The 22,298-nt window shown below is 58.5% G+C and carries 18 protein-coding genes and 2 tRNA genes; 1 reads left to right on the top strand and 19 read right to left on the bottom strand.

The annotated features are described in order from the left end of the window. Positions 1-145: 145 nt before the first annotated feature. From infB to rlmE, 11 genes are all read right to left on the bottom strand, one after another. Positions 146-2,662 (bottom strand): translation initiation factor IF-2, encoded by a 2,517-nt coding sequence (infB, locus tag LOY31_RS04025; protein ID WP_007953742.1) that lies wholly within the window; start codon positions 2,660-2,662, stop codon positions 146-148. A gap of 27 nt (positions 2,663-2,689) precedes the next feature. Further along, positions 2,690-4,171, bottom strand: coding sequence for a transcription termination factor NusA (gene nusA, locus LOY31_RS04020; protein WP_003221546.1), 1,482 nt, complete (start codon positions 4,169-4,171; stop codon positions 2,690-2,692). A 47-nt stretch (positions 4,172-4,218) separates the two neighbouring features. Further along, on the bottom strand, positions 4,219-4,677 hold the full coding sequence (gene rimP, locus LOY31_RS04015; RefSeq protein ID WP_039769696.1) for a ribosome maturation factor RimP: 459 nt from the start codon (positions 4,675-4,677) through the stop codon (positions 4,219-4,221). Between the two features lie 138 nt (positions 4,678-4,815). After that, positions 4,816-4,892, bottom strand: a tRNA-Met gene (locus LOY31_RS04010). 97 nt (positions 4,893-4,989) lie between these two features. Then, positions 4,990-5,075 (bottom strand) — tRNA-Leu (locus tag LOY31_RS04005). A 22-nt stretch (positions 5,076-5,097) separates the two neighbouring features. Continuing rightward, positions 5,098-5,481 (bottom strand): preprotein translocase subunit SecG, encoded by a 384-nt coding sequence (gene secG / locus LOY31_RS04000; protein ID WP_011332406.1) that lies wholly within the window; start codon positions 5,479-5,481, stop codon positions 5,098-5,100. 4 nt (positions 5,482-5,485) lie between these two features. Then, complete coding sequence (gene tpiA, locus LOY31_RS03995; RefSeq protein WP_007953744.1) at positions 5,486-6,241, bottom strand: triose-phosphate isomerase; 756 nt, start codon at positions 6,239-6,241, stop codon at positions 5,486-5,488. A gap of 65 nt (positions 6,242-6,306) precedes the next feature. Further along, positions 6,307-7,644: a phosphoglucosamine mutase gene (glmM, locus tag LOY31_RS03990; protein ID WP_258712890.1), complete on the bottom strand. Its 1,338-nt coding sequence runs from the start codon at positions 7,642-7,644 to the stop codon at positions 6,307-6,309. 16 nt (positions 7,645-7,660) lie between these two features. Next, positions 7,661-8,512, bottom strand: coding sequence for a dihydropteroate synthase (gene folP, locus LOY31_RS03985; protein ID WP_045121717.1), 852 nt, complete (start codon positions 8,510-8,512; stop codon positions 7,661-7,663). 8 nt (positions 8,513-8,520) lie between these two features. After that, on the bottom strand, positions 8,521-10,428 hold the full coding sequence (gene ftsH, locus LOY31_RS03980; RefSeq protein WP_011332403.1) for an ATP-dependent zinc metalloprotease FtsH: 1,908 nt from the start codon (positions 10,426-10,428) through the stop codon (positions 8,521-8,523). 202 nt (positions 10,429-10,630) lie between these two features. After that, positions 10,631-11,260, bottom strand: coding sequence for a 23S rRNA (uridine(2552)-2'-O)-methyltransferase RlmE (gene rlmE / locus LOY31_RS03975; RefSeq protein ID WP_007953751.1), 630 nt, complete (start codon positions 11,258-11,260; stop codon positions 10,631-10,633). A gap of 101 nt (positions 11,261-11,361) precedes the next feature. Here rlmE and LOY31_RS03970 point away from each other — a divergent pair, with 101 nt between their 5' ends. After that, the gene (locus tag LOY31_RS03970) at positions 11,362-11,670 is read left to right on the top strand and encodes a YhbY family RNA-binding protein (protein ID WP_007953753.1); all 309 of its coding nucleotides are present in this window, start codon (positions 11,362-11,364) and stop codon (positions 11,668-11,670) included. A gap of 9 nt (positions 11,671-11,679) precedes the next feature. Here LOY31_RS03970 and LOY31_RS03965 read toward each other — a convergent pair whose 3' ends face one another. The 8 genes from LOY31_RS03965 to grpE all read right to left on the bottom strand — a co-directional run bounded on the left by LOY31_RS03965 (position 11,680) and on the right by grpE (position 22,150). Beyond that, positions 11,680-12,084 carry an MFS transporter gene (locus tag LOY31_RS03965; protein ID WP_127796890.1) on the bottom strand — a complete coding sequence of 135 codons (405 nt, stop codon included), beginning with the start codon at positions 12,082-12,084 and terminating at the stop codon, positions 11,680-11,682. Between the two features lie 28 nt (positions 12,085-12,112). Then, the gene (gene greA, locus LOY31_RS03960) at positions 12,113-12,589 is read right to left on the bottom strand and encodes a transcription elongation factor GreA (RefSeq protein WP_007953757.1); all 477 of its coding nucleotides are present in this window, start codon (positions 12,587-12,589) and stop codon (positions 12,113-12,115) included. Further along, positions 12,586-15,807, bottom strand: a complete 3,222-nt coding sequence (gene carB / locus LOY31_RS03955) for a carbamoyl-phosphate synthase large subunit (RefSeq protein WP_007953758.1) — start codon at positions 15,805-15,807, stop codon at positions 12,586-12,588. Before carB ends, greA begins: the two co-directional genes overlap by 4 nt. A 126-nt stretch (positions 15,808-15,933) precedes the next feature. Continuing rightward, positions 15,934-17,070 (bottom strand): glutamine-hydrolyzing carbamoyl-phosphate synthase small subunit, encoded by a 1,137-nt coding sequence (gene carA / locus LOY31_RS03950; protein WP_258712889.1) that lies wholly within the window; start codon positions 17,068-17,070, stop codon positions 15,934-15,936. Positions 17,071-17,326: 256 nt separating this feature from the next. After that, on the bottom strand, positions 17,327-18,133 hold the full coding sequence (dapB, locus tag LOY31_RS03945) for a 4-hydroxy-tetrahydrodipicolinate reductase (protein ID WP_221534408.1): 807 nt from the start codon (positions 18,131-18,133) through the stop codon (positions 17,327-17,329). A 9-nt stretch (positions 18,134-18,142) separates the two neighbouring features. Next, positions 18,143-19,267, bottom strand: a complete 1,125-nt coding sequence (dnaJ, locus tag LOY31_RS03940; RefSeq protein WP_007953765.1) for a molecular chaperone DnaJ — start codon at positions 19,265-19,267, stop codon at positions 18,143-18,145. A gap of 297 nt (positions 19,268-19,564) precedes the next feature. Then, the gene (dnaK, locus tag LOY31_RS03935) at positions 19,565-21,481 is read right to left on the bottom strand and encodes a molecular chaperone DnaK (protein WP_258712888.1); all 1,917 of its coding nucleotides are present in this window, start codon (positions 21,479-21,481) and stop codon (positions 19,565-19,567) included. 102 nt (positions 21,482-21,583) lie between these two features. Further along, a complete protein-coding gene (grpE, locus tag LOY31_RS03930; RefSeq protein ID WP_258712887.1) occupies positions 21,584-22,150 on the bottom strand; it encodes a nucleotide exchange factor GrpE in 567 nt (188 codons plus the stop codon). Positions 22,151-22,298 lie beyond the last annotated feature (148 nt).

Raw genomic sequence — 22,298 nt, 5'->3', positions numbered from 1 at the left:
TACTGCCCCGCGGTGAAACCCGCAAGGTCTGAAAGCGGCAAACGCCCGGCCTGACAAAAGCCAGACCGGGCGTTGCGTTTAGAGTCCTGACGCCGTGCCGCGCACTTGCATGCGGCGGCCCGACGTGGCCCTTGAAGTGCGCGAGTCAGAGGCTGCGAGCAACCTGAACCTTCTCGAAGACTTCGATCTTGTCGCCGACTTTGACGTCGTTGTAGCTCTTCACGCCGATACCGCATTCCATGCCGGCACGTACTTCGGAAGCGTCATCCTTGAAGCGGCGCAGGGATTCCAGCTCGCCTTCGAAGATAACGATGTCTTCACGCAGTACACGGATCGGACGGTTACGGTGAACAGTACCCTCGATCACCATGCAGCCGGCGATGGCGCCGAACTTAGGCGAACGGAATACGTCACGGACTTCGGCCACACCGAGGATGTTCTCGCGAACATCGCTGCCAAGCATACCGGTCAGGGCTTTCTTGACGTCTTCGATGATGTCGTAGATCACGTTGTAGTAACGCATGTCCAGACCTTCCTGCTCGACGATCTTCCGTGCGCCGGCATCGGCACGCACGTTGAAGCCGAACAGTACAGCGTTGGAAGCCAGTGCCAGGTTGGCATCGGATTCGGTGATACCACCGACGCCGCCACCGACCACGCGCACTTGCACTTCGTCGTTGCCCAGGCCGTTTAGAGCGCCCTGCAAAGCTTCCAGCGAACCACGGACGTCGGATTTGAGGACGATGTTGAGCGTCTTCTTCTCTTCCTGACCCATGCTTTCGAAGATGTTTTCCAGCTTGCCGGCGTGAGCGCGAGCCAGTTTGACTTCGCGGAACTTGCCTTGACGGAACAGAGCCACTTCACGGGCTTTCTTCTCGTCGGCAACCACGCTCATCTCGTCGCCAGCGTCAGGCGTACCGTCCAGGCCGAGGATCTCGACCGGAATGGCCGGGCCCGCTTCCTTGATCGGCTTGCCGTTCTCGTCGAGCATGGCGCGCACGCGGCCATAGTTCGAGCCGACCAGCACCATGTCGCCTTGACGCAGCGTACCGTCCTGAACCAGAACAGTCGCCACCGGGCCACGGCCCTTGTCCAGACGCGATTCAACCACGACACCACGGCCAGGAGCCGAAGGAGTGGCGGTCAGTTCGAGAACTTCAGCCTGCAGCAATACAGCTTCAAGCAGTTCGTCGACGCCGGTACCCATCTTCGCGGAGACCGGAACGAATGGAGTGTCGCCACCCCAGTCTTCAGAGGTCACGCCGTGGGCCGACAGTTCGCTACGGATGCGATCGAGATCTGCACCCGGCTTGTCGATCTTGTTCACCGCAACCACCAGCGGAACGCCAGCAGCAACAGCGTGCTGAACGGCTTCGATGGTTTGTGGCATCACACCGTCGTCCGCCGCAACCACGAGGATCACGATGTCGGTCGCCTTGGCACCACGGGCACGCATGGCGGTAAACGCGGCGTGACCAGGGGTGTCGAGGAAGGTGACCATGCCGCGTTCGGTTTCAACGTGGTATGCACCGATGTGCTGGGTGATACCGCCGGCTTCGCCAGCAGCTACCTTGGCACGACGGATGTAGTCGAGCAGCGAGGTCTTACCGTGGTCAACGTGGCCCATTACGGTCACAACCGGCGCACGAGGAACCGCTTCACCTTCGAACTTCAGGGATTCGGCCAGGGAATCTTCCAGGGCGGTGTCGCTGACCAGGGTCACTTTGTGGCCCAGTTCTTCGGCTACCAGTTGAGCAGTTTCCTGATCAAGCACCTGGTTGATGGTCGCTGGAGTACCCAGTTTGAACATGAACTTGATGATTTCGGCAGCCTTCACCGACATCTGCTGAGCGAGATCGCCAACAGTGATGGTTTCGCCGATCTTCACTTCACGCACGACAGGGCCGGTAGGGCTCTGGAAACCGTGGGCGTTGCGTTTCTTCAGCTTGGCCTTGCCGCGACCGCCGCGACGGAAGCCATCGCTTTCTTCGTCGGTAGTGCGTGGCGCCACACGTGGAGCCGGAGCCTTTTCCTTGACCGATGCGCGATGCGGAGCGTTTTTGCGCTCGCCATCACCACCGCCACGACGGTTGTTGTCGTCGGCACGTGGTTTGTCCGGACGGCGCTGTTCGTCACGCTTGCGAGTGTCGGCAGCTGGGGCAGCAGCCACAACCGGCGCGGCTTCGCGCACAGGTTCGGCCACTGGCGCAGGTGCAGCGACGGCTTCGGCAGGAGCGGACGGCGCAGCAGGCTGGCGACGCGCTTCTTCTTCGGCGCGAACGCGAGCTTCTTCTTCAGCCTTCTGACGGGCAGCATTTTCTACTGCGCGACGTTCATCCAGTTCACGCTTGCGCTCGGCTTCGATTTCTTCCGGGCTACGCTGTACGAAAACTTTCTTCTTGCGGACTTCAACGCTGATGCTTTTGCTGCCAGCCACACGCAGGGTGCTGGTGGTTTTACGCTGCAGCGTGATCTTGCGTGGTTCTTCCACTTTCGCCTTGTGGCTGCTTTTCAAGTGGGTCAGCAGGGATTGCTTCTCACTGTCAGTCACATTTTCTTCGGCGGCGGTGTGCGGCAGACCTGCCTCACGCATCTGCTGCAACAGGCGCTCTACCGGTGTTTTGACCTCATCGGCCAGTTGTTTCACCGTGACTTGCGTCATGCACTTCTCTCCTCAGGCCGCGCCTAATTACTCGAACCAGTGGGCTCGGGCGGCCATGATCAACTTGCCGGCACGATCATCGTCAATGCCGTCGATGTCGAGCAGGTCGTCAATAGACTGCTCGGCCAGGTCTTCGCGGGTAATTACGCCGCGCACCGCCAGTTCCATCGCCAAATCCTTGTCCATACCCTCAAGCGAGAGCAGGTCTTCGGCCGGATGGGCGTCTGCCAGCTTTTCCTCAGTAGCGATGGCTTTGGTCAACAAGCGATCCTTGGCACGAGCGCGAAGCTCGTTGACGATGTCTTCGTCAAAGCCGTCGATGTTGAGCATTTCTTCCAACGGTACGTAGGCAATCTCTTCCAGGCTGGTGAAGCCTTCGTCTACCAGCACCTGAGCCAGTTCTTCGTCGACTTCCAGCTCGTCGATGAAGTTGCGCAGGATGTCGCCGGTTTCCGCTTGCTGCTTAGCCTGGATGTCCGATTCGGTCATCACGTTCAGGGTCCAGCCAGTCAGCTGGCTCGCCAGACGCACGTTCTGACCACCACGACCGATGGCCTGAGCCAGATTGTCTGCGCCAACGGCGATGTCCATGGCATGGGCATCTTCGTCAACGATGATGGCCGCCACTTCTGCCGGCGACATGGCATTGATCACGAACTGGGCCGGGTTGTCGTCCCACAGGACGATGTCGACACGCTCGCCACCCAACTCGCCCGACACGGCCTGGACGCGCGAACCGCGCATACCGATACACGCGCCTTGCGGGTCGATGCGTTTGTCCTTGGAGCGGACAGCGATCTTGGCCCGCGAACCCGGATCACGGGATGCGGCCATGACTTCGATCAGGCCTTCAGCGATTTCCGGCACTTCGATACGGAACAGCTCGATCAGCATTTCCGGCGCGGTACGCGACAGGATCAGCTGAGGGCCGCGGTTCTCGGTGCGGATTTCCTTGAGCAGCGCACGCAGACGCACGCCAACACGGAAGGTTTCGCGAGAGATGATGTCTTCACGGGCCAGCAACGCTTCAGCGTTATTACCCAGGTCGACGATCACGTTGTCGCGGGTCACTTTTTTCACGGTGCCGGAGATGATTTCTCCCAGGCGCTCGCGATAAGCGTCAACCACTTGAGCGCGCTCGGCTTCGCGCACTTTCTGCACGATGACCTGCTTGGCGGTCTGCGCAGCGATGCGGCCGAACTCGATGGACTCGATCTTTTCTTCAACGACGTCGCCAACCTTTGCGCCAGGGTGCGTTTCAGCAACCTTGCTCGGCCAGGTTTCGATGGCCGGATCATCGAGATCATTCTCTTCGACGACCGTCCAGCGACGGAAAGTTTCGTAAGAACCGGTGTGGCGGTTGATTTCCACACGCAGATCAACTTCGTCTTCAAAACGCTTTTTGGTAGCAGTGGCCAGAGCCAGCTCCAGCGCTTCAAAAATTACGCTTGCCGGTACACCCTTTTCATTGGATACCGACTCAACAACCAGCAGTACTTCTTTGCTCATCGTACGCCTCGCCTTTCGCAAGCCATTGGATCCGCGGGATCCGCGTCTCAGTCAAAACTGGGAATAATGTTGGCCTTGTCGATCATATCGATCGGCAACAGGAACTCATGGTCATCTACCTGCACCACGACGTCCTGCTCTTCTACACCGCGCAGAAGGCCCTGAAAGTTGCGTCGACCTTCAAAAGGCGAGCGCAGCTTGATCTTCACTTGTTCACCGACATATTTGGCAAACTGCTCAAGAGTGAACAGTGGGCGTTCCATGCCTGGCGAGGAAACTTCAAGGGTGTATTCAACGGAGATCGGATCTTCAACATCCAGCACACCGCTGATCTGACGGCTGACGATGGCGCAATCGTCCACCAGTACGCCGCCTTCCTTATCGATATAAACGCGCAACATTGAGTGGCGACCTTGAGCCGAAAACTCAATACCCCAGCATTCATAGCCTAGGGCCACGACCACCGGGGCCAGCAAGGCCTGCAACTCTTCTAGCTTGCTCGACACCTGAACCCCCTCGTGCATGTATGTGCATGCTATGCAAAATAAAAAAATGGGCGAAACGCCCATCCTTGAAACGCCGTCGAACAGCGGCGTTGAAAGTGTCCAGCTAACAAAAAGCCCCTTAAAAGGGGCTCCTTAAACTGGTTGCGGGGGCCGGATTTGAACCGACGACCTTCGGGTTATGAGCCCGACGAGCTACCAGACTGCTCCACCCCGCGACAAAGCTGGGGCGGAAGTATACGACCGATCCCTTATAGGGTCAATGTAACCTTCCACCTGCAAGAAAGCCCGCAACAGCGGGCTCTCCTGACTAATTGGTACCGAGAAGGGGACTCGAACCCCTACACCCTATGGGCACAACCACCTCAAGGTTGCGTGTCTACCAATTCCACCACCTCGGCAATACTACGTTTGAAACCCTTCTTACTTCTGCTCTTGAGCTGGAGGTACGTCAGTCGCTGGAGTAGCCGACTTTTGCTCTTGAAGCACCGGGACATCATCAGAAGCCGGTTGTTGCTTTGGAACTTCCAACACTGCCGGGTTTGGCAAACCTGCTTGAGTCAGCTGATGAGCCTTCTCTTTAGCAAAGTATCCTAACCCCAAGCTGGTTATGAAGAAACCGGCGGCAAGTATAGCAGTAAACTTACTAAGAAAGGTAGAGGAACCTTGGCTTCCGAACACAGTATTTGAAGCACCTGCTCCGAAAGACGCGCCAGCGTCCGCACCTTTACCCTGCTGCAGCAAAACCAGAGCAACTACGCCCAATGCACCCAGCAGATGAAAAACGACTACGACTGTTTCCAGCATTTTTTCAGTTTCCCGCGGCGCGACAAATCGCACCGAACTCATCTGCATTCAGGGAAGCTCCACCAATGAGCCCCCCATCGATATCCGGCATGCCGAACAGTTCGACCGCATTGGCCGCCTTCACGCTGCCGCCGTATAGAAGCCGCACACCTCGTGCCACTTCAGAATTCTCTGCCGCCAACTGCTCGCGAATGGCTTTATGCACATCCTGAGCCTGTTGCGGCGTTGCAGTCAGCCCGGTGCCAATCGCCCAAACCGGCTCGTAAGCGATCACTGCGTTGGCAAAAGCACCGACACCCAGCTCCTCGATGATGCTGCCCAGCTGACGCCCGACAACTTCAAGAGTTTTTCCGGCTTCACGTTGCTCCAGGGTCTCCCCTACACACAACACCGGAATCAAGCCACACGCCTGTGCCGCTGCGAACTTGCGATTCAGCATTCCGTCTCGCTCGCCCATGATCTGGCGGCGCTCGGAGTGCCCGACAAGCACCAGGGAACAACCTGCATCCACCAACTGACTCGGCGCAATCTCGCCCGTCAACGCACCTTGCATGGATTCCACCGCAGAGTTCTGCGCACCGACCGAAATCGATTTACCTTTCAAGCCATCAATCACTTGATTGATATACAAGCAAGGCGGGAATACCGCGACATCAACACCGCTTGGCAAGGCCAGATGACGAAGGCCGTTGATCAGCTCAGCGACGCTGGCGCGGGTACCGTGCATCTTCCAGTTACCAGCTACCATAGGGCGACGCATGCTGTACCTCGTCGGTCAAAGTGGGCGCAGATGTTACCCAACACAATCATGGCTGGCAAGCCGAATCAGGCAGAAACTTCAGTTACCAGTTTTGCCAGTTCTTCGGCATAGCCACGAACCTGAGTTTCGTCCTCGCCTTCGACCATCACACGCACCAGAGGCTCTGTCCCGGACTTGCGCAAAAGCACACGACCACGACCCGCCATCGCCTCGGTCACACGCTTGCTGGCTTCCTTGACAGCCGGATGTTCAAGCGGGCTGTCGCCACCACCGAAACGCACATTGATAAGCACCTGAGGACACTTGCGCAGGGCCTGGCGAGTTTGCGCCAAACCTTCGTTACGGGCTTTCAACGCCATCAAAACCTGCAACGCCGCGATGATCGCATCGCCAGTCGTCGTGTGATTGAAGCAGACAACATGTCCGGAGTTCTCGCCCCCGATCAGCCAATCGCGCTCCAGCAATTCGGCAATCACATAGCGGTCGCCGACATTTGCCCGGACAAAAGGAATCCCCAGATCCGCCAGAGCCAGCTCCAGCCCCAGATTACTCATCAGCGTACCGACCACACCGCCCTGCAACTTGCCTCGCTCATGCAGATCGCGCGCAATAATGAAGATCAGCTCATCGCCGTCAACAATCGCACCCGTGTGATCAACCATCAAAACCCGGTCGCCGTCGCCATCGAATGCGATCCCAAGGTCAGCGTGCTCGGACAGCACCGCCGCCTGCAACTGCCCCATATGAGTGGAGCCACAGTTATCGTTGATGTTCAGACCGTTAGGCTGCGCAGACAGCACCACGACTTCGGCGCCCAGCTCGCGAAAAACGCTAGGTGCGACCTTGTAGGTTGCTCCATGCGCACAGTCGATGACGATCTTGAGACCGGCAAAACTGGTGTTGGTCGGTACGCTGCTTTTGCAGAATTCAATATATCGACCGGAAGCATCGTTGATTCGCGAGACCTTGCCGATCTTGCTCGACTCGACGACCGTCATAGGGGTGTCGAGCAGCTCTTCGATCATCAACTCCAACTCATCCGGCAGCTTGGTACCTCTGCCGGAGAAAAACTTGATGCCGTTATCGTCATGCGGGTTGTGCGATGCGCTGATCACGATTCCGGCCTCGGCCTGAAATGTACGCGACAGGTAGGCAATTGCCGGAGTCGGCATCGGGCCCAGCAGCATCACATCGGCACCTGCGGATGTCAGGCCAGCTTCAAGGGCCGATTCGAACATGTAGCCGGAAATCCGCGTGTCCTTCCCGACCAGCACCTTGCAGGCACCCATCTTGCGAAAGGCCATACCGGCAGCCCAGCCGAGTTTGAGCATGAAGTCAGGAGTAATCGGATATTCCCCGACGCGACCACGAATGCCGTCAGTACCAAAATATTTCTTGCTCATAAGTGCTCCATCATTCTTATTCGGCTGATTCCACGGCTGCGAGCATTCGCACCACGTCCACCGTTTCCGCCACATCATGGACGCGCAATATACGCGCACCTTTCACCGACGCCAGTGCAGCCAGTGCCAAACCACCGTATAGACGCTCACCCACCGGGCGATTCAATGCATGACCGATCATGCTTTTGCGCGAAACGCCCACCAACAGTGGCCGCCCCAGCGCATGCAGGGCTTCCATATGCTTGAACAAGCTTAGATTGTGCTGCAGGGTTTTGGCGAAGCCGAAACCCGGATCAAGAATGATCCGCTCGGCCGGAATACCTGCCAACTCACACTGAGCCATGCGTTCGGCAAGAAACTCACCCACTTCACGGGTGACATCCTGGTAACGCGGGTCATCCTGCATGTCGCCAGGCTCGCCGAGCATATGCATCAGGCATACAGGCAACCCGGTGGCAGCAGCGGCATCCAGCGCACCATCCCGCCGTAGCGAACGAACATCGTTGATCAAACCGGCACCCAACCGCGCCGTTTCGCGCATGACCGCCGGAGTGGACGTATCGACCGATATGACCACATCCAGTTCGCGGTTGATCAGCTCGACGACGGGAGCGACACGCTCCAGCTCCTCCAATGGAGAAACCGCCCGCGCGCCGGGCCGGGTTGACTCCCCGCCCACATCGATCAGCGTTGCACCCGCCGCAACCATGGCTTCGGCATGACGCAAGGCCGCATCGAGCTGGCTGTATCGGCCACCGTCGGAAAAAGAATCGGGAGTGACATTGAGAATGCCCATGACATGCGTCCGGGCCAAATCAAGAACCCGGTTGCCGCAAGGCAACCGGGTCAGGGACTGTACAGAAGTCATTTCAAACCTTAAACGTCGGCAGCCGGGCCGCCAATCGGTGTTTCCGGACGCTCGCCCTGAATGACAGGAGGCGTGCCAGTACCGGTACCGCCCGACCAGTCGCGAGGCTCGCGAGGTGTACGACCGGCCATGATGTCGTCGATCTGCTCGGCATCGATCGTCTCGTACTTCATCAGGGCATCCGCCATCGCATCGAGCTTGTCGCGATTGTCCGTAAGGATCTGCTTGGCGGTGCCGTAGCACTGATCGATGATGCTGCGTACTTCGGAGTCGATCAGCTTGGCTGTCTCACCGGAGAAGCTGGCATTCTGACCACCACCGCCGCGACCGAGGAATACTTCACCCTCTTCTTCGGCGTACATCAACGGACCGAGCTTTTCCGACAGGCCCCATTTGGTCACCATGTTCCGCGCAATCTGACTCGCACGCATGATGTCGTTGGAGGCCCCCGTGGTCACACCGTCGAAGCCCAAAGTCATCTCTTCAGCAATACGGCCGCCGTACAGCGAGCAGATCTGACTGATCAGCGCACGCTTGGACAGGCTGTAGCGATCTTCTTCCGGCAGGAACATTGTCACACCCAGCGCACGACCGCGCGGGATAATCGACACCTTGTAGACCGGATCATGCTCGGGCACGACGCGACCAACAATGGCGTGGCCAGCCTCGTGATAAGCGGTGTTCTGCTTTTCCTTCTCGGACATGACCATGGATTTGCGCTCCGCGCCCATCATGATCTTGTCTTTGGCCAGTTCGAATTCCTTCATTTCGACGATTCGCTTGCCGGCACGGGCAGCGAACAGCGAAGCCTCGTTGACCAGGTTCGCCAGATCGGCACCGGAGAAGCCCGGAGTACCACGCGCGATAACGGCCGGAGCAACATCGTCACCCATTGGCACCTTACGCATGTGAACCTTGAGGATCTGCTCGCGACCACGGATGTCCGGCAAGCCGACCACCACCTGACGGTCGAAACGACCCGGACGCAGCAGAGCCGGGTCCAGTACATCAGGACGGTTGGTTGCGGCGATGACGATGATGCCGTCATTCATTTCGAAACCGTCCATCTCCACCAGCAACTGGTTGAGAGTCTGTTCGCGCTCGTCGTGACCACCGCCCATACCGGCGCCACGATGGCGACCCACGGCGTCGATCTCGTCGATGAAGATAATGCATGGAGCGTGTTTCTTGGCCTGTTCGAACATGTCACGAACGCGGCTGGCACCGACACCGACAAACATTTCGACGAAGTCGGAACCGGAAATGGTGAAGAACGGCACCTTGGCTTCGCCGGCAATCGCCTTGGCCAGCAAGGTTTTACCGGTACCCGGAGGACCGACCATCAGCACGCCGCGAGGAATGCGACCGCCCAGACGCTGGAACTTGCCCGGATCACGCAGGAACTCGACCAGCTCGCCCACTTCTTCCTTGGCTTCGTCGCAACCGGCAACGTCAGCCAGGGTGGTTTTCACCTGATCTTCGGACAGCAGACGCGCCTTGCTCTTGCCAAAGCTCATCGGCCCGCCCTTGCCGCCCGCACCGCCCTGCATCTGGCGCATGAAGAACATGAACACCGCGATGATCACCAGGATCGGGAAGCTGGCCACCAGAAGCTGGGTCCAGATGCTTTGCTGCTCAGGCTGCTTGCCTTCGACAACAACGTGGTTGTCGACCAGATCGCCGATCAAACCATTGTCCTGGATTGCCGGACGAATGGTCTTGAAGCTGTCGCCATCGTTGCGTTTGCCGGTAATCACATAGCCGTCGACGGCCACGCGTTCGACCTTGCCATCCTTGACCTGCTGGATGAAGTCGGAATAGTTGAGGGTCTGCGGCTCGTTAGGGCTGGAGAAGTTGTTCATCACCGTCACCAGGACAGCCGCGATGATCAACCACAGGATCAGATTCTTTGCCATATCGTTCAATTAACTACCCTCTGAAGCAAGCTCCGCTACTGGCGCGCGCTTCGCATGATATTCACCGGCCTAACTTACTACATTACCTACAGCTCTGGCAGGCGCCGTCTGTAACCCTTTGTGAAACACTTTCTACACAATATTCGCTTATGCGCGCGGGGCGAAATACGAAAAACCTATCACCCCGCCAAAAAACCTCGTTTTACTCGCTACGACCGCGGTAGCCCCAAGCCAGCATGTACTGCTCGCGAGAGCTGCCACGAGAGGAGTCCGGCTTGATCATCTGGATCTTGTCGAACTTCTTGCGAGCATCCTTCAGGTAAACGTCGAACCCTTCGCCCTGAAAAATCTTGATCACGAAATTGCCACCCGGCTTGAGTATCCGTTCCGCCAGATCAAGCGCCAGCTCGCAAAGGAACATGGCTTTTGGCATGTCCACTTCAGGCGTACCACTCATATTGGGGGCCATATCGGAAATCACAAGGTCCACCTGCGAATTACCCACAGCCTCAAGGATCTGAGCGAGCACTGCGTCCTCGGTGAAGTCACCCTGGATGAAAGTGACGTCCGGAATGCTGTCCATTTCCAGGATGTCCGAGGCGATCAGTCGCCCCTGACCACCGATCAGCCGGCTGGTGACCTGCGACCAGCCGCCAGGCGCCGCGCCCAGGTCGACGACGTTCATGCCCGGACGGATCAGTTTGTATTTCTCCTGGATCTCCAGAAGCTTGTAACTCGCACGCGAACGATAGCCGTCCTTCTGCGCTTGCTTCACATAGGGATCATTGACATGTCTTTTCAGCCAACCAAGGCTTGTCTTGGAACGCGCCATTGGGCACCTCGTTGATTAGGGTCGTGATTAATTGGGCGGATCCACGAGCCCTCGGGTAAAATGGCCGCCATTTTACAGAATCCAGACGAAAGGGTCAGATTATGCCGCTCACTCCAGAGCAGAAGAAACAGTACAAATCCATTGGCCACCACCTGAAACCAGTTCTGACTGTGGCTGACAACGGTTTGACTGAGGGTGTTTTAGCCGAACTCGAACGCGCATTGGCAGATCACGAGCTGATCAAGATCAAGCTCAACATTCTCGATCGCGAGGCGCGCCTGGCGTCCGTTGCAGAGCTGTGCAAGACCGGCAAGGCCGATCTGGTTCAAGTCATCGGCAAGATGGCACTGATTTACCGCAAGAACTTCAGCGTCAACAAGCAGCTGTCGAACGTCCATCGCTTCAAGTGATGGCAAGGGTCAAGGGTGTGCTTCGCGCACCCTGCCACTCCATCCCGGCACCGGCTGCAATACCAGCACCAACCCGGAAAAACCCAACACAAGAAAGCTGAACACCTGCCAGCGCTGCGCATCCGGCCAGCCGACACGCACTGCGACAAACATCGCACACGCATACAACGCCATCAGCAACACCTGCCCGCGAAAATCCCGCCATAGACTGGCAAGGCCCTCGGCCTGTAACAGCACCAAGGCCTGAAATATCACGCACGCGACGGCAAAACCCACCACCGCCACTTCAAACGTACTTGCAACCTCATCGATCAGCAGCGGCGCCAGGCCAATTTGACCCAGCACCGGCCGCAGACCGAGATGTACCAACCACAGGCCACCGACCCACAACATCTGGGCCAGTTGCCAGAGCATCGCGCCCGCATGCAGCGGGCGCCCACCCTCAGATGTGACGGACTTCGACAATCTCGTACTCGATATCGCCACCTGGCGTTTTCACGACGACCGTATCGCCCTCTTCCTTGGCAATCAAGGCGCGAGCGATCGGCGAGCCGACCGAAATCTTGCCGAGTTTGATGTCCGCCTCGTCCTCACCCACGATCTGGTAAGTCACGCTTTCATCAGTCTCGACGTTGGCGATTTCGACGGTAGTGCCGAAAATCACTTTGCCGGTGTGCGGAATGGTCGTCACATCGATGATCACCGCGTTCTGCAGGCGACCTTCGATATCACGGATCCGCGCCTCGACCATACCTTGCTGTTCGCGCGCGGCATGGTATTCAGCGTTTTCTTTCAAGTCACCCAACTCGCGGGCCGTACCGATGTCCTGGCTGAGCTTCGGACGAACGACCTTGGTCAGGTGAGCATGCTCTTCTTCCAGGGCCTTGGAGCCCTGGACGGTCATTGGGTATTTATTCATGCCTTCAATCCTGCGTGTAGATCCTGCAAGCGGCGTACGGTCTTCTCGGGACCGAACTTCAGCGCTTCACAGATAGCTTCGCCAGCAGCAATGGTGGTGGTGCAGTAAATCTTGTGCTGCAAGGCGTTACGGCGAATGGAATAGGAATCGGCGATCGACTGGCGACCTTCGGTGGTGTTGATGATCAGGGTGACTTCGTCATTCTTGATCATGTCGACCACGTGCGGACGACCCTCGGTCACCTTGTTCACACGACGCACTTTCAGACCTGCGGCTTCGATCAGCTTGGCAGTGCCGGCAGTGGCGACGACTTCGAAGCCCAAGTTGATCAGATCACGAGCCACGCCTGCAACCAGCGGCTTGTCATCGTCGCGTACGCTGATGAATGCGGTACCGCCGGTCGGCAGCACTTCGCTGGCACCCATCTGGGCTTTGGCAAAGGCTTCGCCGAAGGTGTCGCCGACGCCCATCACTTCACCGGTGGACTTCATCTCTGGGCCGAGGATCGGGTCAACGCCAGGGAATTTGGCGAATGGGAACACCGCCTCTTTCACGCTGTAGAAGTTCGGAATGATTTCCTTGGTGAAGCCGATTTCCTTCAGGGTTTTACCGGCCATCACGCGAGCCGCGATCATCGCCAGGGAAACACCGATGCACTTCGACACGAACGGAACGGTACGGGAAGCACGCGGGTTGACCTCGATGACGTAGATGTCTTCGCCTTGCAGCGCCAACTGAACGTTCATCAGGCCGACCACGCCGAGTTCCAGGGCCATTTTCTTGACCTGTTCGCGCATCTCGTCCTGGATGTGCGCCGGCAGCGAGTACGGCGGCAGCGAGCACGCGGAGTCACCGGAGTGAACGCCCGCCTGTTCGATGTGCTGCATGATCGCGCCGATCACTACGTCCTTACCGTCACAGACCGCATCCACGTCCATCTCGATGGCGCAGTTGAGGAAGTGGTCGAGCAGCACCGGGCTGTCGTTCGACACTTGCACCGCGTCACGCAGGTAACGCTTGAGTTCTTCTTCCTTGTAGACGATTTCCATCGCCCGGCCGCCCAGTACGTAGGACGGACGCACCACCAGCGGGTAACCGATTTTCGCAGCAGCGCGAACGGCTTCGTCTTCGCTGCGCACGGTGGCGTTTGGCGGCTGACGCAGGTTCAGGCGCTCAACCATTTGCTGGAAGCGCTCACGGTCTTCGGCACGGTCGATGGCGTCAGGGCTGGTGCCGATGATCGGCACGCCGGCCGCTTCCAGGGCGCGAGCCAGTTTCAGAGGAGTCTGGCCACCGTACTGCACGATCACGCCTTTCGGCTTCTCGACGCGGCAGATTTCCAGCACGTCTTCCAGGGTCACCGGTTCGAAGTACAGACGGTCGGAAGTGTCGTAGTCAGTGGAAACGGTTTCCGGGTTGCAGTTGACCATGATGGTCTCGTAACCGTCATCGCGCAGCGCCAGTGCCGCGTGTACGCAGCAGTAGTCGAACTCGATGCCCTGGCCGATACGGTTCGGGCCACCGCCGAGGATGATGATCTTGTCGCGACCGGACGGCGCAGCTTCGCACTCTTCCTCGTAGGTCGAGTACAGGTAGGCGGTGTCGGTGGCGAACTCGGCCGCGCAGGTGTCGACGCGCTTGTAGACCGGGAACACTTCCAGCTTGTGGCGGTGAGTGCGCAGGTTCTTCTCGGTGACGCCCAGCAGCTTGGCCAGACGCTGGTCGGAGAAACCTTTGCGCTTGAGCTTGTACATCAGGTCGCGGTCGATAGCGGACAGACCGAGGGTCTTGACCTTTTCTTCGTCCTTGATCAGATCTTCGATCTGTACCAGGAACCACGGATCGATCATGTTCATGCCGAAGATTTCTTCGACGGTCATGCCAGCGCGGAAGGCGTCCGCCACGTACCAGATACGCTCGGCGCCCGGCACGGTCAGTTCGCGCTTGAGCACGCTCATGCTTTCCGGGTTGCTCAGGTCGACCTTCTCGTCCAGACCGCAAACACCCACTTCCAGACCGCGCAGAGCTTTCTGCAGGGATTCCTGGAAGGTACGGCCGATGGCCATGACTTCACCGACCGACTTCATCTGAGTGGTCAGGCGCGCGTCAGCGTTGGCGAACTTCTCGAAAGCGAAGCGCGGCAGCTTGGTCACGACATAGTCGATGGACGGCTCGAAGGACGCCGGGGTACGGCCGCCAGTGATGTCGTTCTGCAGTTCGTCGAGGGTGTAACCGACTGCCAGCTTGGCCGCGATCTTGGCGATCGGGAAGCCGGTGGCTTTCGAGGCCAGAGCCGACGAGCGGGATACACGCGGGTTCATTTCGATCACGACCATGCGGCCAGTGTCCGGGCAGATGCCGAACTGAACGTTGGAACCGCCGGTCTCGACGCCGATCTCGCGCAGTACCGCCAGCGAGGCGTTACGCAGGATCTGGTATTCCTTGTCGGTCAGGGTCTGAGCCGGGGCAACGGTGATCGAGTCACCGGTGTGCACGCCCATCGGGTCGAAGTTTTCGATCGAGCAGACGATGATGCAGTTGTCCTTTTTGTCGCGGACAACTTCCATTTCATATTCTTTCCAGCCGATCAGCGATTCGTCGATCAGCAGCTCTTTGGTTGGCGACAGGTCCAGACCACGGGCGCAGATTTCTTCGAACTCTTCACGGTTGTAAGCGATACCGCCACCGGTGCCGCCCATGGTGAAGGACGGACGGATGATGCACGGGAAGCCCAGGCGCTCGAGCACCGCGTTGGCTTCTTCCATGCTGTGGGCGATACCGGAACGCGGGCATTCCAGGCCGATGGCTTTCATCGCCTTGTCGAAACGCGAGCGGTCTTCAGCCTTGTCGATGGTGTCGGCGTTGGCACCGATCATCTCTACGCCGAACTTCTCCAGAACGCCTTCGCGCTCCAGGTCCAGGGCGCAGTTCAGAGCAGTCTGGCCGCCCATGGTTGGCAGCACCGCATCCGGACGCTCTTTTTCGATGATCTTGGCAACGGTTTGCCACTTGATCGGCTCGATGTAGGTCGCGTCGGCCATGTCCGGGTCGGTCATGATGGTGGCCGGGTTGGAGTTCACCAGGATGACGCGGTAACCCTCTTCGCGCAGGGCTTTACAGGCCTGGGCGCCGGAGTAGTCGAATTCGCAGGCCTGGCCGATAACGATCGGGCCAGCGCCGAGAATCAGGATGCTTTTAATGTCTGTACGTTTTGGCATGGGTTTGTCACTCAAATCCGCAGGTCAGTCGGCAAGCCGTCTTGATCGATTTCTGAAGTCCCGAGGGGGCCGCCGGTTCCGGGGCCGCCCTCGGGGGGCTTCTCGCTACAGTCTCAAGGCGAGCGCTTAGCGTCGCTTGGCCATCTCGTTGATGAAGCGGTCAAACAGAGGGGCAACATCGTTCGGGCCCGGGCTCGCTTCAGGGTGACCCTGGAAGCTGAACGCGCTCTTGTCGGTACGCTCGATGCCTTGCAGGGTGCCGTCGAACAGCGATTTGTGGATCGCGCGGACGTTGGCTGGCAGGGTTTCTTCGTCTACCGCAAAACCGTGGTTCTGGCTGGTGATCATCACGACGCCAGTGTCCAGATCCTGAACCGGGTGGTTGGCACCGTGGTGACCGTGGCCCATTTTCAGGGTCTTGGCGCCGGAGGCCAGAGCCAGCAGCTGGTGACCGAGGCAGATGCCGAAGACCGGAATTTCGGTTTCCAGCACGTCCTTGATTGCCTTGATCGCGTAGTCACATGGCTCCGGATCACCAGGGCCGTTGGACAGGAACACGCCGTCCGGTTTCAGAGCCAGTACGTCGGCAGCCGGGGTTTGTGCCGGAACGACAGTGACGCGGCAGCCGCGCTCGACCAGCATGCGCAGGATGTTGACCTTGACGCCGTAGTCGTAGGCAACCACGTGGTAAGGCAGATCGGAGGCTTCGATGGTCGCGTGGCTATCGGTTTTCAGATCCCAGACAGTGGAGCGCCATTCGTATTGGGTCTTGGTGCTGACGACTTTCGCCAGGTCCATGCCCTTCAGGCCCGGGAAGCCTTGCGCCGCGGCGATGGCCGCTTCTTCGGAGATGTTGTCGCCGGCCATGATGCAGCCGTTCTGTGCGCCTTTTTCACGCAGGATGCGGGTCAGGCGGCGGGTGTCGATACCGGCGATCGCCACAACATTGTTGGCTTTCAGGTAATCGGACAGAGACATCGTGTTACGCCAGTTGCTCGCTACCAGCGGCAGGTCACGGATGACCAGGCCAGCGGACCAGACGCGGTCGGACTCGGCGTCTTCCGGCGTGGTGCCGGTGTTGCCGATGTGCGGGTAAGTCAGGGTAACGATCTGTTGGGCGTAGGAAGGATCGGTAAGGATTTCCTGATAGCCGGTCATTGCGGTGTTGAACACCACCTCACCAACGGTCTGACCGTCGGCTCCAATGGCTTCGCCGCGAAAAATGCTGCCATCAGCAAGGGCGAGTATGGCTGGCTTAGTCAAGAAGACCTCCCGTAAATAACGCATGAAAGGGCAATCGCAGGTTGTAAAAAAGCGGAGTGACGTATGGACACGTCACCCCGCTTCTTCACTGAATTATTCTGCGCGCTTTTAGTGGACACACTAAAGCTGTAGCTTACAGAAAAAGGGATTTTTGGTCTACCGCCAATGAGGCCGAAAGGCCGGAGAATGCGACAGGGCGTCGCTCGGCGGAGCAAAACCGGCACAAACAGGGCGTTTGCGCCGGCTTCAGAACATCTCAATGCAGGTCGAGCACGTCCTGCATATCGTACAAACCAGGCTCGCGAGCATCCAGCCACAACGCCGCACGCACCGCGCCCTTGGCGAACGTCATGCGGCTCGAAGCCTTGTGCGTGATCTCCAGACGCTCACCTTCACAGGCGAACAGCACCGTGTGATCGCCCACCACATCACCGCCGCGAACAGTGGCGAAACCGATGGTTTCACGCTCACGAGCACCGGTGTGGCCTTCACGACCATAGACCGCGACTTTCTGCAGATCACGATCCAGCGCATTGGCAATCACTTCACCCATGCGCAGGGCCGTACCCGACGGCGCATCAATCTTGTGCCGGTGATGGGCTTCGATGATTTCGATGTCCGCATCATCCGCCAACACCCGTGCCGCCATGTCGAGCAGCTTCAGCGACAGATTGACGCCGACACTGAAGTTGGCGGCGAAGACGATCGGAATATCCTTGCCCGCCTCGGCCAGCAACTGCTTCTGCGCAGCGTCCAGTCCGGTCGTGCCGATCACCATCGCCTTGCCGGCCTTGCGGCAGAAGGCCAGGTTTTTCAGCATGACTTCTGGCAGGGTGAAGTCGATCAACACATCGAACTCTTCCGCCACCGATTCCAGATTCCCGGACAGCGGCACGCCGATTCGACCCAGCGAAGCCAGCTCACCGGCATCCACACCGATCAGCGTACTGCCAGGGCGGACAATCGCGGCCGTCAGACCGGTCAACGGCGCGCGTTGCTGCACCGCCTCGACCAGAATCTTGCCCATGCGCCCGGCAGCGCCCATCACAGCTATACGTCGCATGCCGACTCCTTACAGATCGCCGAAGAAGCGTTTCACACCGTCGAACCAACCGGTGGTTTTCGGGGAGTGACTGTTGTCATCCGCCAAGGAGCTGCGGAACTCTTCCAGCAGTTCACGCTGACGACGGTTCAGATTGACCGGCGTCTCGACAGCCACACGGCACATCAGGTCGCCCGCACCACCGCCACGCACTGGCGCAACGCCTTTGCCGCGTACGCGGAACTGCTTGCCGGTCTGAGTCCCTTCCGGAATCTTCAGTTTGACGCGACCGTCGAGGGTCGGAATTTCCAGCTCGCCACCCAGGGCTGCGTCGACGAAGCTGATCGGCACTTCGCAGAACAGGTGCTTGCCGTCGCGCTGGAAGATGTCGTGTTCGCGGACGTTGATCACCACGTACAGGTCGCCGGTCGGGCCACCCTGAGTGCCCGCTTCGCCTTCGCCGGACAGACGAATGCGGTCGCCAGTGTCGACACCGGCCGGCACTTTGACGGAGAGGGTTTTGTACTCTTCAACGCGACCGTCACCGTGGCAGGAATCGCACGGATCGGAAATGATCTTGCCCTGGCCATGGCAGCGCGGGCAGGTCTGCTGCACCGAGAAGAAGCCTTGCTGCATGCGCACCTGACCGATGCCGCCGCAAGTCGGGCAAGTCGAAGGCGACGAGCCTTTCTTGGCACCCGAACCATCGCAAGGCTTGCAGTTGACCAGTGTCGGAACGCGGATATTCACGGTCGTGCCGCGCACCGCTTCTTCCAGGTTCAGCTCCAGGGTGTAGCGCAAATCGCTGCCACGCTGGGCGCCGCCACGGGAACCGCCGCGACCGCCACCGAAGAAGTCACTGAAGACATCGCCGAAGATGTCGGAGAAGTTCTGACCGCCGAAGCCTGCACCGCCGCCACCCATGCTCGGGTCGACGCCGGCATGACCGTACTGGTCGTACGCTGCACGCTTGCTGGAGTCGGACAGCACTTCGTAGGCTTCGTTGGCCTCTTTGAACAGCTCTTCCGACGCTTTGTCATCGGGATTACGGTCCGGGTGATGCTTCATCGCCAGACGGCGATAGGCCTTTTTCAGGTCTGCTTCGCTTGAGCCGCGCTCAACACCCAACACTTCGTAATAGTCACGCTTAGCCATAAGTTCTTCATACTCTTGAGGACGTTCGGCAAACCCCTCCTGAGCTTCGCCAAACTCGTTGAGCCCCAATACAGGCCCGGACCCAACTCACGTCAATTCAACGATCCTGGTCTTTGATTCATGCGGTACTTTCGGCGCGAAAAGCAGGAGCATCTTCGGCCATACCACCAGCATCCGAACCTTGTCGCATGCTGTAAAAATTCGCGTATTCCAGATACGCCAACGCGGGAGCAAGCTCCCGCGCGGCGACATCCTACCAGTCAGTGCCCAAAGGCAGTCAACCGGCCGACCAACAACTTACTTGTGGTCTTTGACTTCTTCGAACTCGGCATCGACAACATCGTCAGCCTTTTCAGCTTTCTCGTCGTGCGGTGCCGCGCCTTCAGCAGGCTGAGCCTGTTCGGCGTACATCTTCTGGGCAACCGGCGCAGAGACTTTCGACAGCTCTTCAACCTTGGCGTCGATGGCAGCCTTGTCGTCGCCTTTGACGGCGGCTTCCAGGGCAACCACGGCCGCTTCGATTGCAGTCTTCTCTTCTGCAGTCACTTTGTCGCCAGCGTCAGCGATCATCTTGCGAGTCGAGTGAACCAGTGCATCACCCTGGTTACGGGCAGCGGCCAGCTCTTCGAACTTGCGGTCTTCCTCGGCATTTGCCTCGGCGTCACGCACCATGCGCTCGATTTCTTCGTCGGACAGACCGGAGTTGGCCTTGATCACGATCGACTGGGTCTTGCCGGTAGCCTTGTCCTTCGCACCTACGTGCAGGATGCCGTTGGCGTCGATGTCGAAGGTCACTTCGATCTGTGGCACACCGCGTGGAGCTGGTGGAATTTCGGCCAGGTCGAACTTGCCCAGGGACTTGTTCTGTGCGGCTTGCTTGCGCTCGCCTTGCAGGACGTGAATGGTCACGGCGCCCTGGTTGTCGTCGGCAGTCGAGAACACTTGCGATTTCTTGGTAGGAATCGTGGTGTTTTTCTCGATCAGCGCGGTCATCACGCCACCCATGGTTTCGATACCCAGGGTCAGCGGGCTGACGTCGAGCAGCAGAACGTCTTTCACGTCACCGGCCAGAACGGCACCCTGGATGGCAGCACCCATGGCAACGGCTTCGTCCGGGTTCACGTCTTTACGTGCTTCCTTACCGAAGAAATCGGTAACTGCCTTCTGCACCAGCGGCATACGAGTCTGACCACCAACCAGAATCACGTCGTCAATTTTGCTGGCGTCGATACCGGCGTCCTTCAGAGCAATACGGCATGGCTCGATGGTACGGTTCACCAGATCTTCGACCAGCGACTCGAGCTTGGCACGAGAGATCTTCACGTTCAGGTGCTTAGGACCAGTCGCATCTGCTGTGATGTACGGCAGGTTGACGTCGGTCGACTGCGAAGAAGACAGCTCGATCTTGGCTTTCTCAGCGGCTTCTTTCAGACGCTGCAAGGCCAGAGGGTCGTTCTTCAGGTCCATGCCGGACTCTTTTTTGAATTCGTCGACGAGGTAGTCGATCAGACGCATGTCGAAGTCTTCACCACCCAGGAAGGTATCACCGTTGGTGGCCAGTACTTCAAACTGGTGTTCGCCGTCAACTTCAGCGATTTCGATCACGGAAACGTCGAAGGTACCACCACCCAGGTCGTAAACGATCACAGTGTGATCGCCCTTGGCCTTGTCCATGCCGTAAGCCAGAGCAGCTGCGGTTGGTTCGTTGATAATACGTTTTACGTCCAGACCAGCAATGCGACCGGCATCTTTAGTCGCCTGACGCTGGCTGTCGTTGAAGTAGGCCGGAACGGTGATCACCGCTTCGGTCACTGCTTCGCCGAGGTAGTCTTCAGCGGTCTTCTTCATCTTCTTCAAGACTTCGGCGCTGATTTGCGGCGGAGCCATCTTCTTGCCGGAAGCCTCGACCCAGGCGTCACCGTTGTCGGCCTTGACGATCTTGTAAGGCACCAGCTTGATGTCTTTCTGCACGACTTCTTCGTCGAAGCGGCGGCCGATCAGGCGCTTCACCGCGAACAGTGTGTTGTGCGGGTTGGTCACAGCCTGACGCTTGGCGGACTGACCCACCAGGATTTCACCATCGTTGGCGTAAGCGATGATCGACGGCGTGGTACGCGCGCCTTCAGCGTTCTCAATAACTTTGGCTACGCCGTTTTCCAGCACGGAGACGCAGGAGTTGGTAGTCCCCAGGTCGATACCGATAATTTTGCCCATGTTCACTCTCCCGAAACTTTGGATTTTTTTGCCGCAGCAGTGGTGGCTGACTGCGGTAATACTTAAACGCTTGACTTGTAAATGGGGGCCTTGCGGCTAATTTCAAGCCTTCTCGTCAATCGAAGGCGAAACTGGCGCCGGCGCCTTGCTGACCACGACCATCGCCGGACGCAACAGGCGACCGTTGAGCTGGTAGCCCTTCTGGAACACTTTCAGAACGCTGTTCGGCTCCAGGTCTGCACTTTCCTGCATGGCCATTGCCTGATGTTCCACGGCGTTGAACGGCTCACCTTCCTGCGGGCTTACAGCGACAAGCTGATAGCGCGCGAGGGTGTCGTGAAACATTTTCAGAGTCAGCTCGATGCCTTCTCGCATCGGACGGATGCTCTCGTCATCCGGGTTCGACAGCTCGAGGCCGCGCTCCAGGCTGTCGACGATCGGCAGCAGGTCGCCTGCGAATTTTTCCAGCGCAAACTTGTGCGCCTTTTCGACGTCCTGCTCGGCACGGCGGCGGACGTTCTGCAGATCGGCAGCTACGCGCAGCGATTGATCCTGCGCGGCGGCCAATTGCTCTTCGAGCACTTGTACACGGGTCGCCAGGTCATCACCCGAAGTCTCGGGCGCCTGATTGGCTTCTGGTTGCGTATCTACTGTCTGTTCGTCAGCCATAGAATTCTCCTTTCAATATCGTCCGCGAGTTCGATTCGCGCTTCTGCCCCGGTATATGGGGCCGCAAAATCAGGCTTCAAGGGCTGACAACGATTAACCCTACAAAAAAGTGCTGCATTGTCATTCCCGGGCGCGACAAGCATTTGAT

Origin of the sequence: Pseudomonas sp. B21-021, from assembly GCF_024749205.1 — a bacterium.
Lineage (GTDB): Bacteria > Pseudomonadota > Gammaproteobacteria > Pseudomonadales > Pseudomonadaceae > Aquipseudomonas > Aquipseudomonas paraglycinae.
Note: the sequence above shows the minus strand (reverse complement) of the source record. Positions and strands in the feature narration are given on the sequence as shown.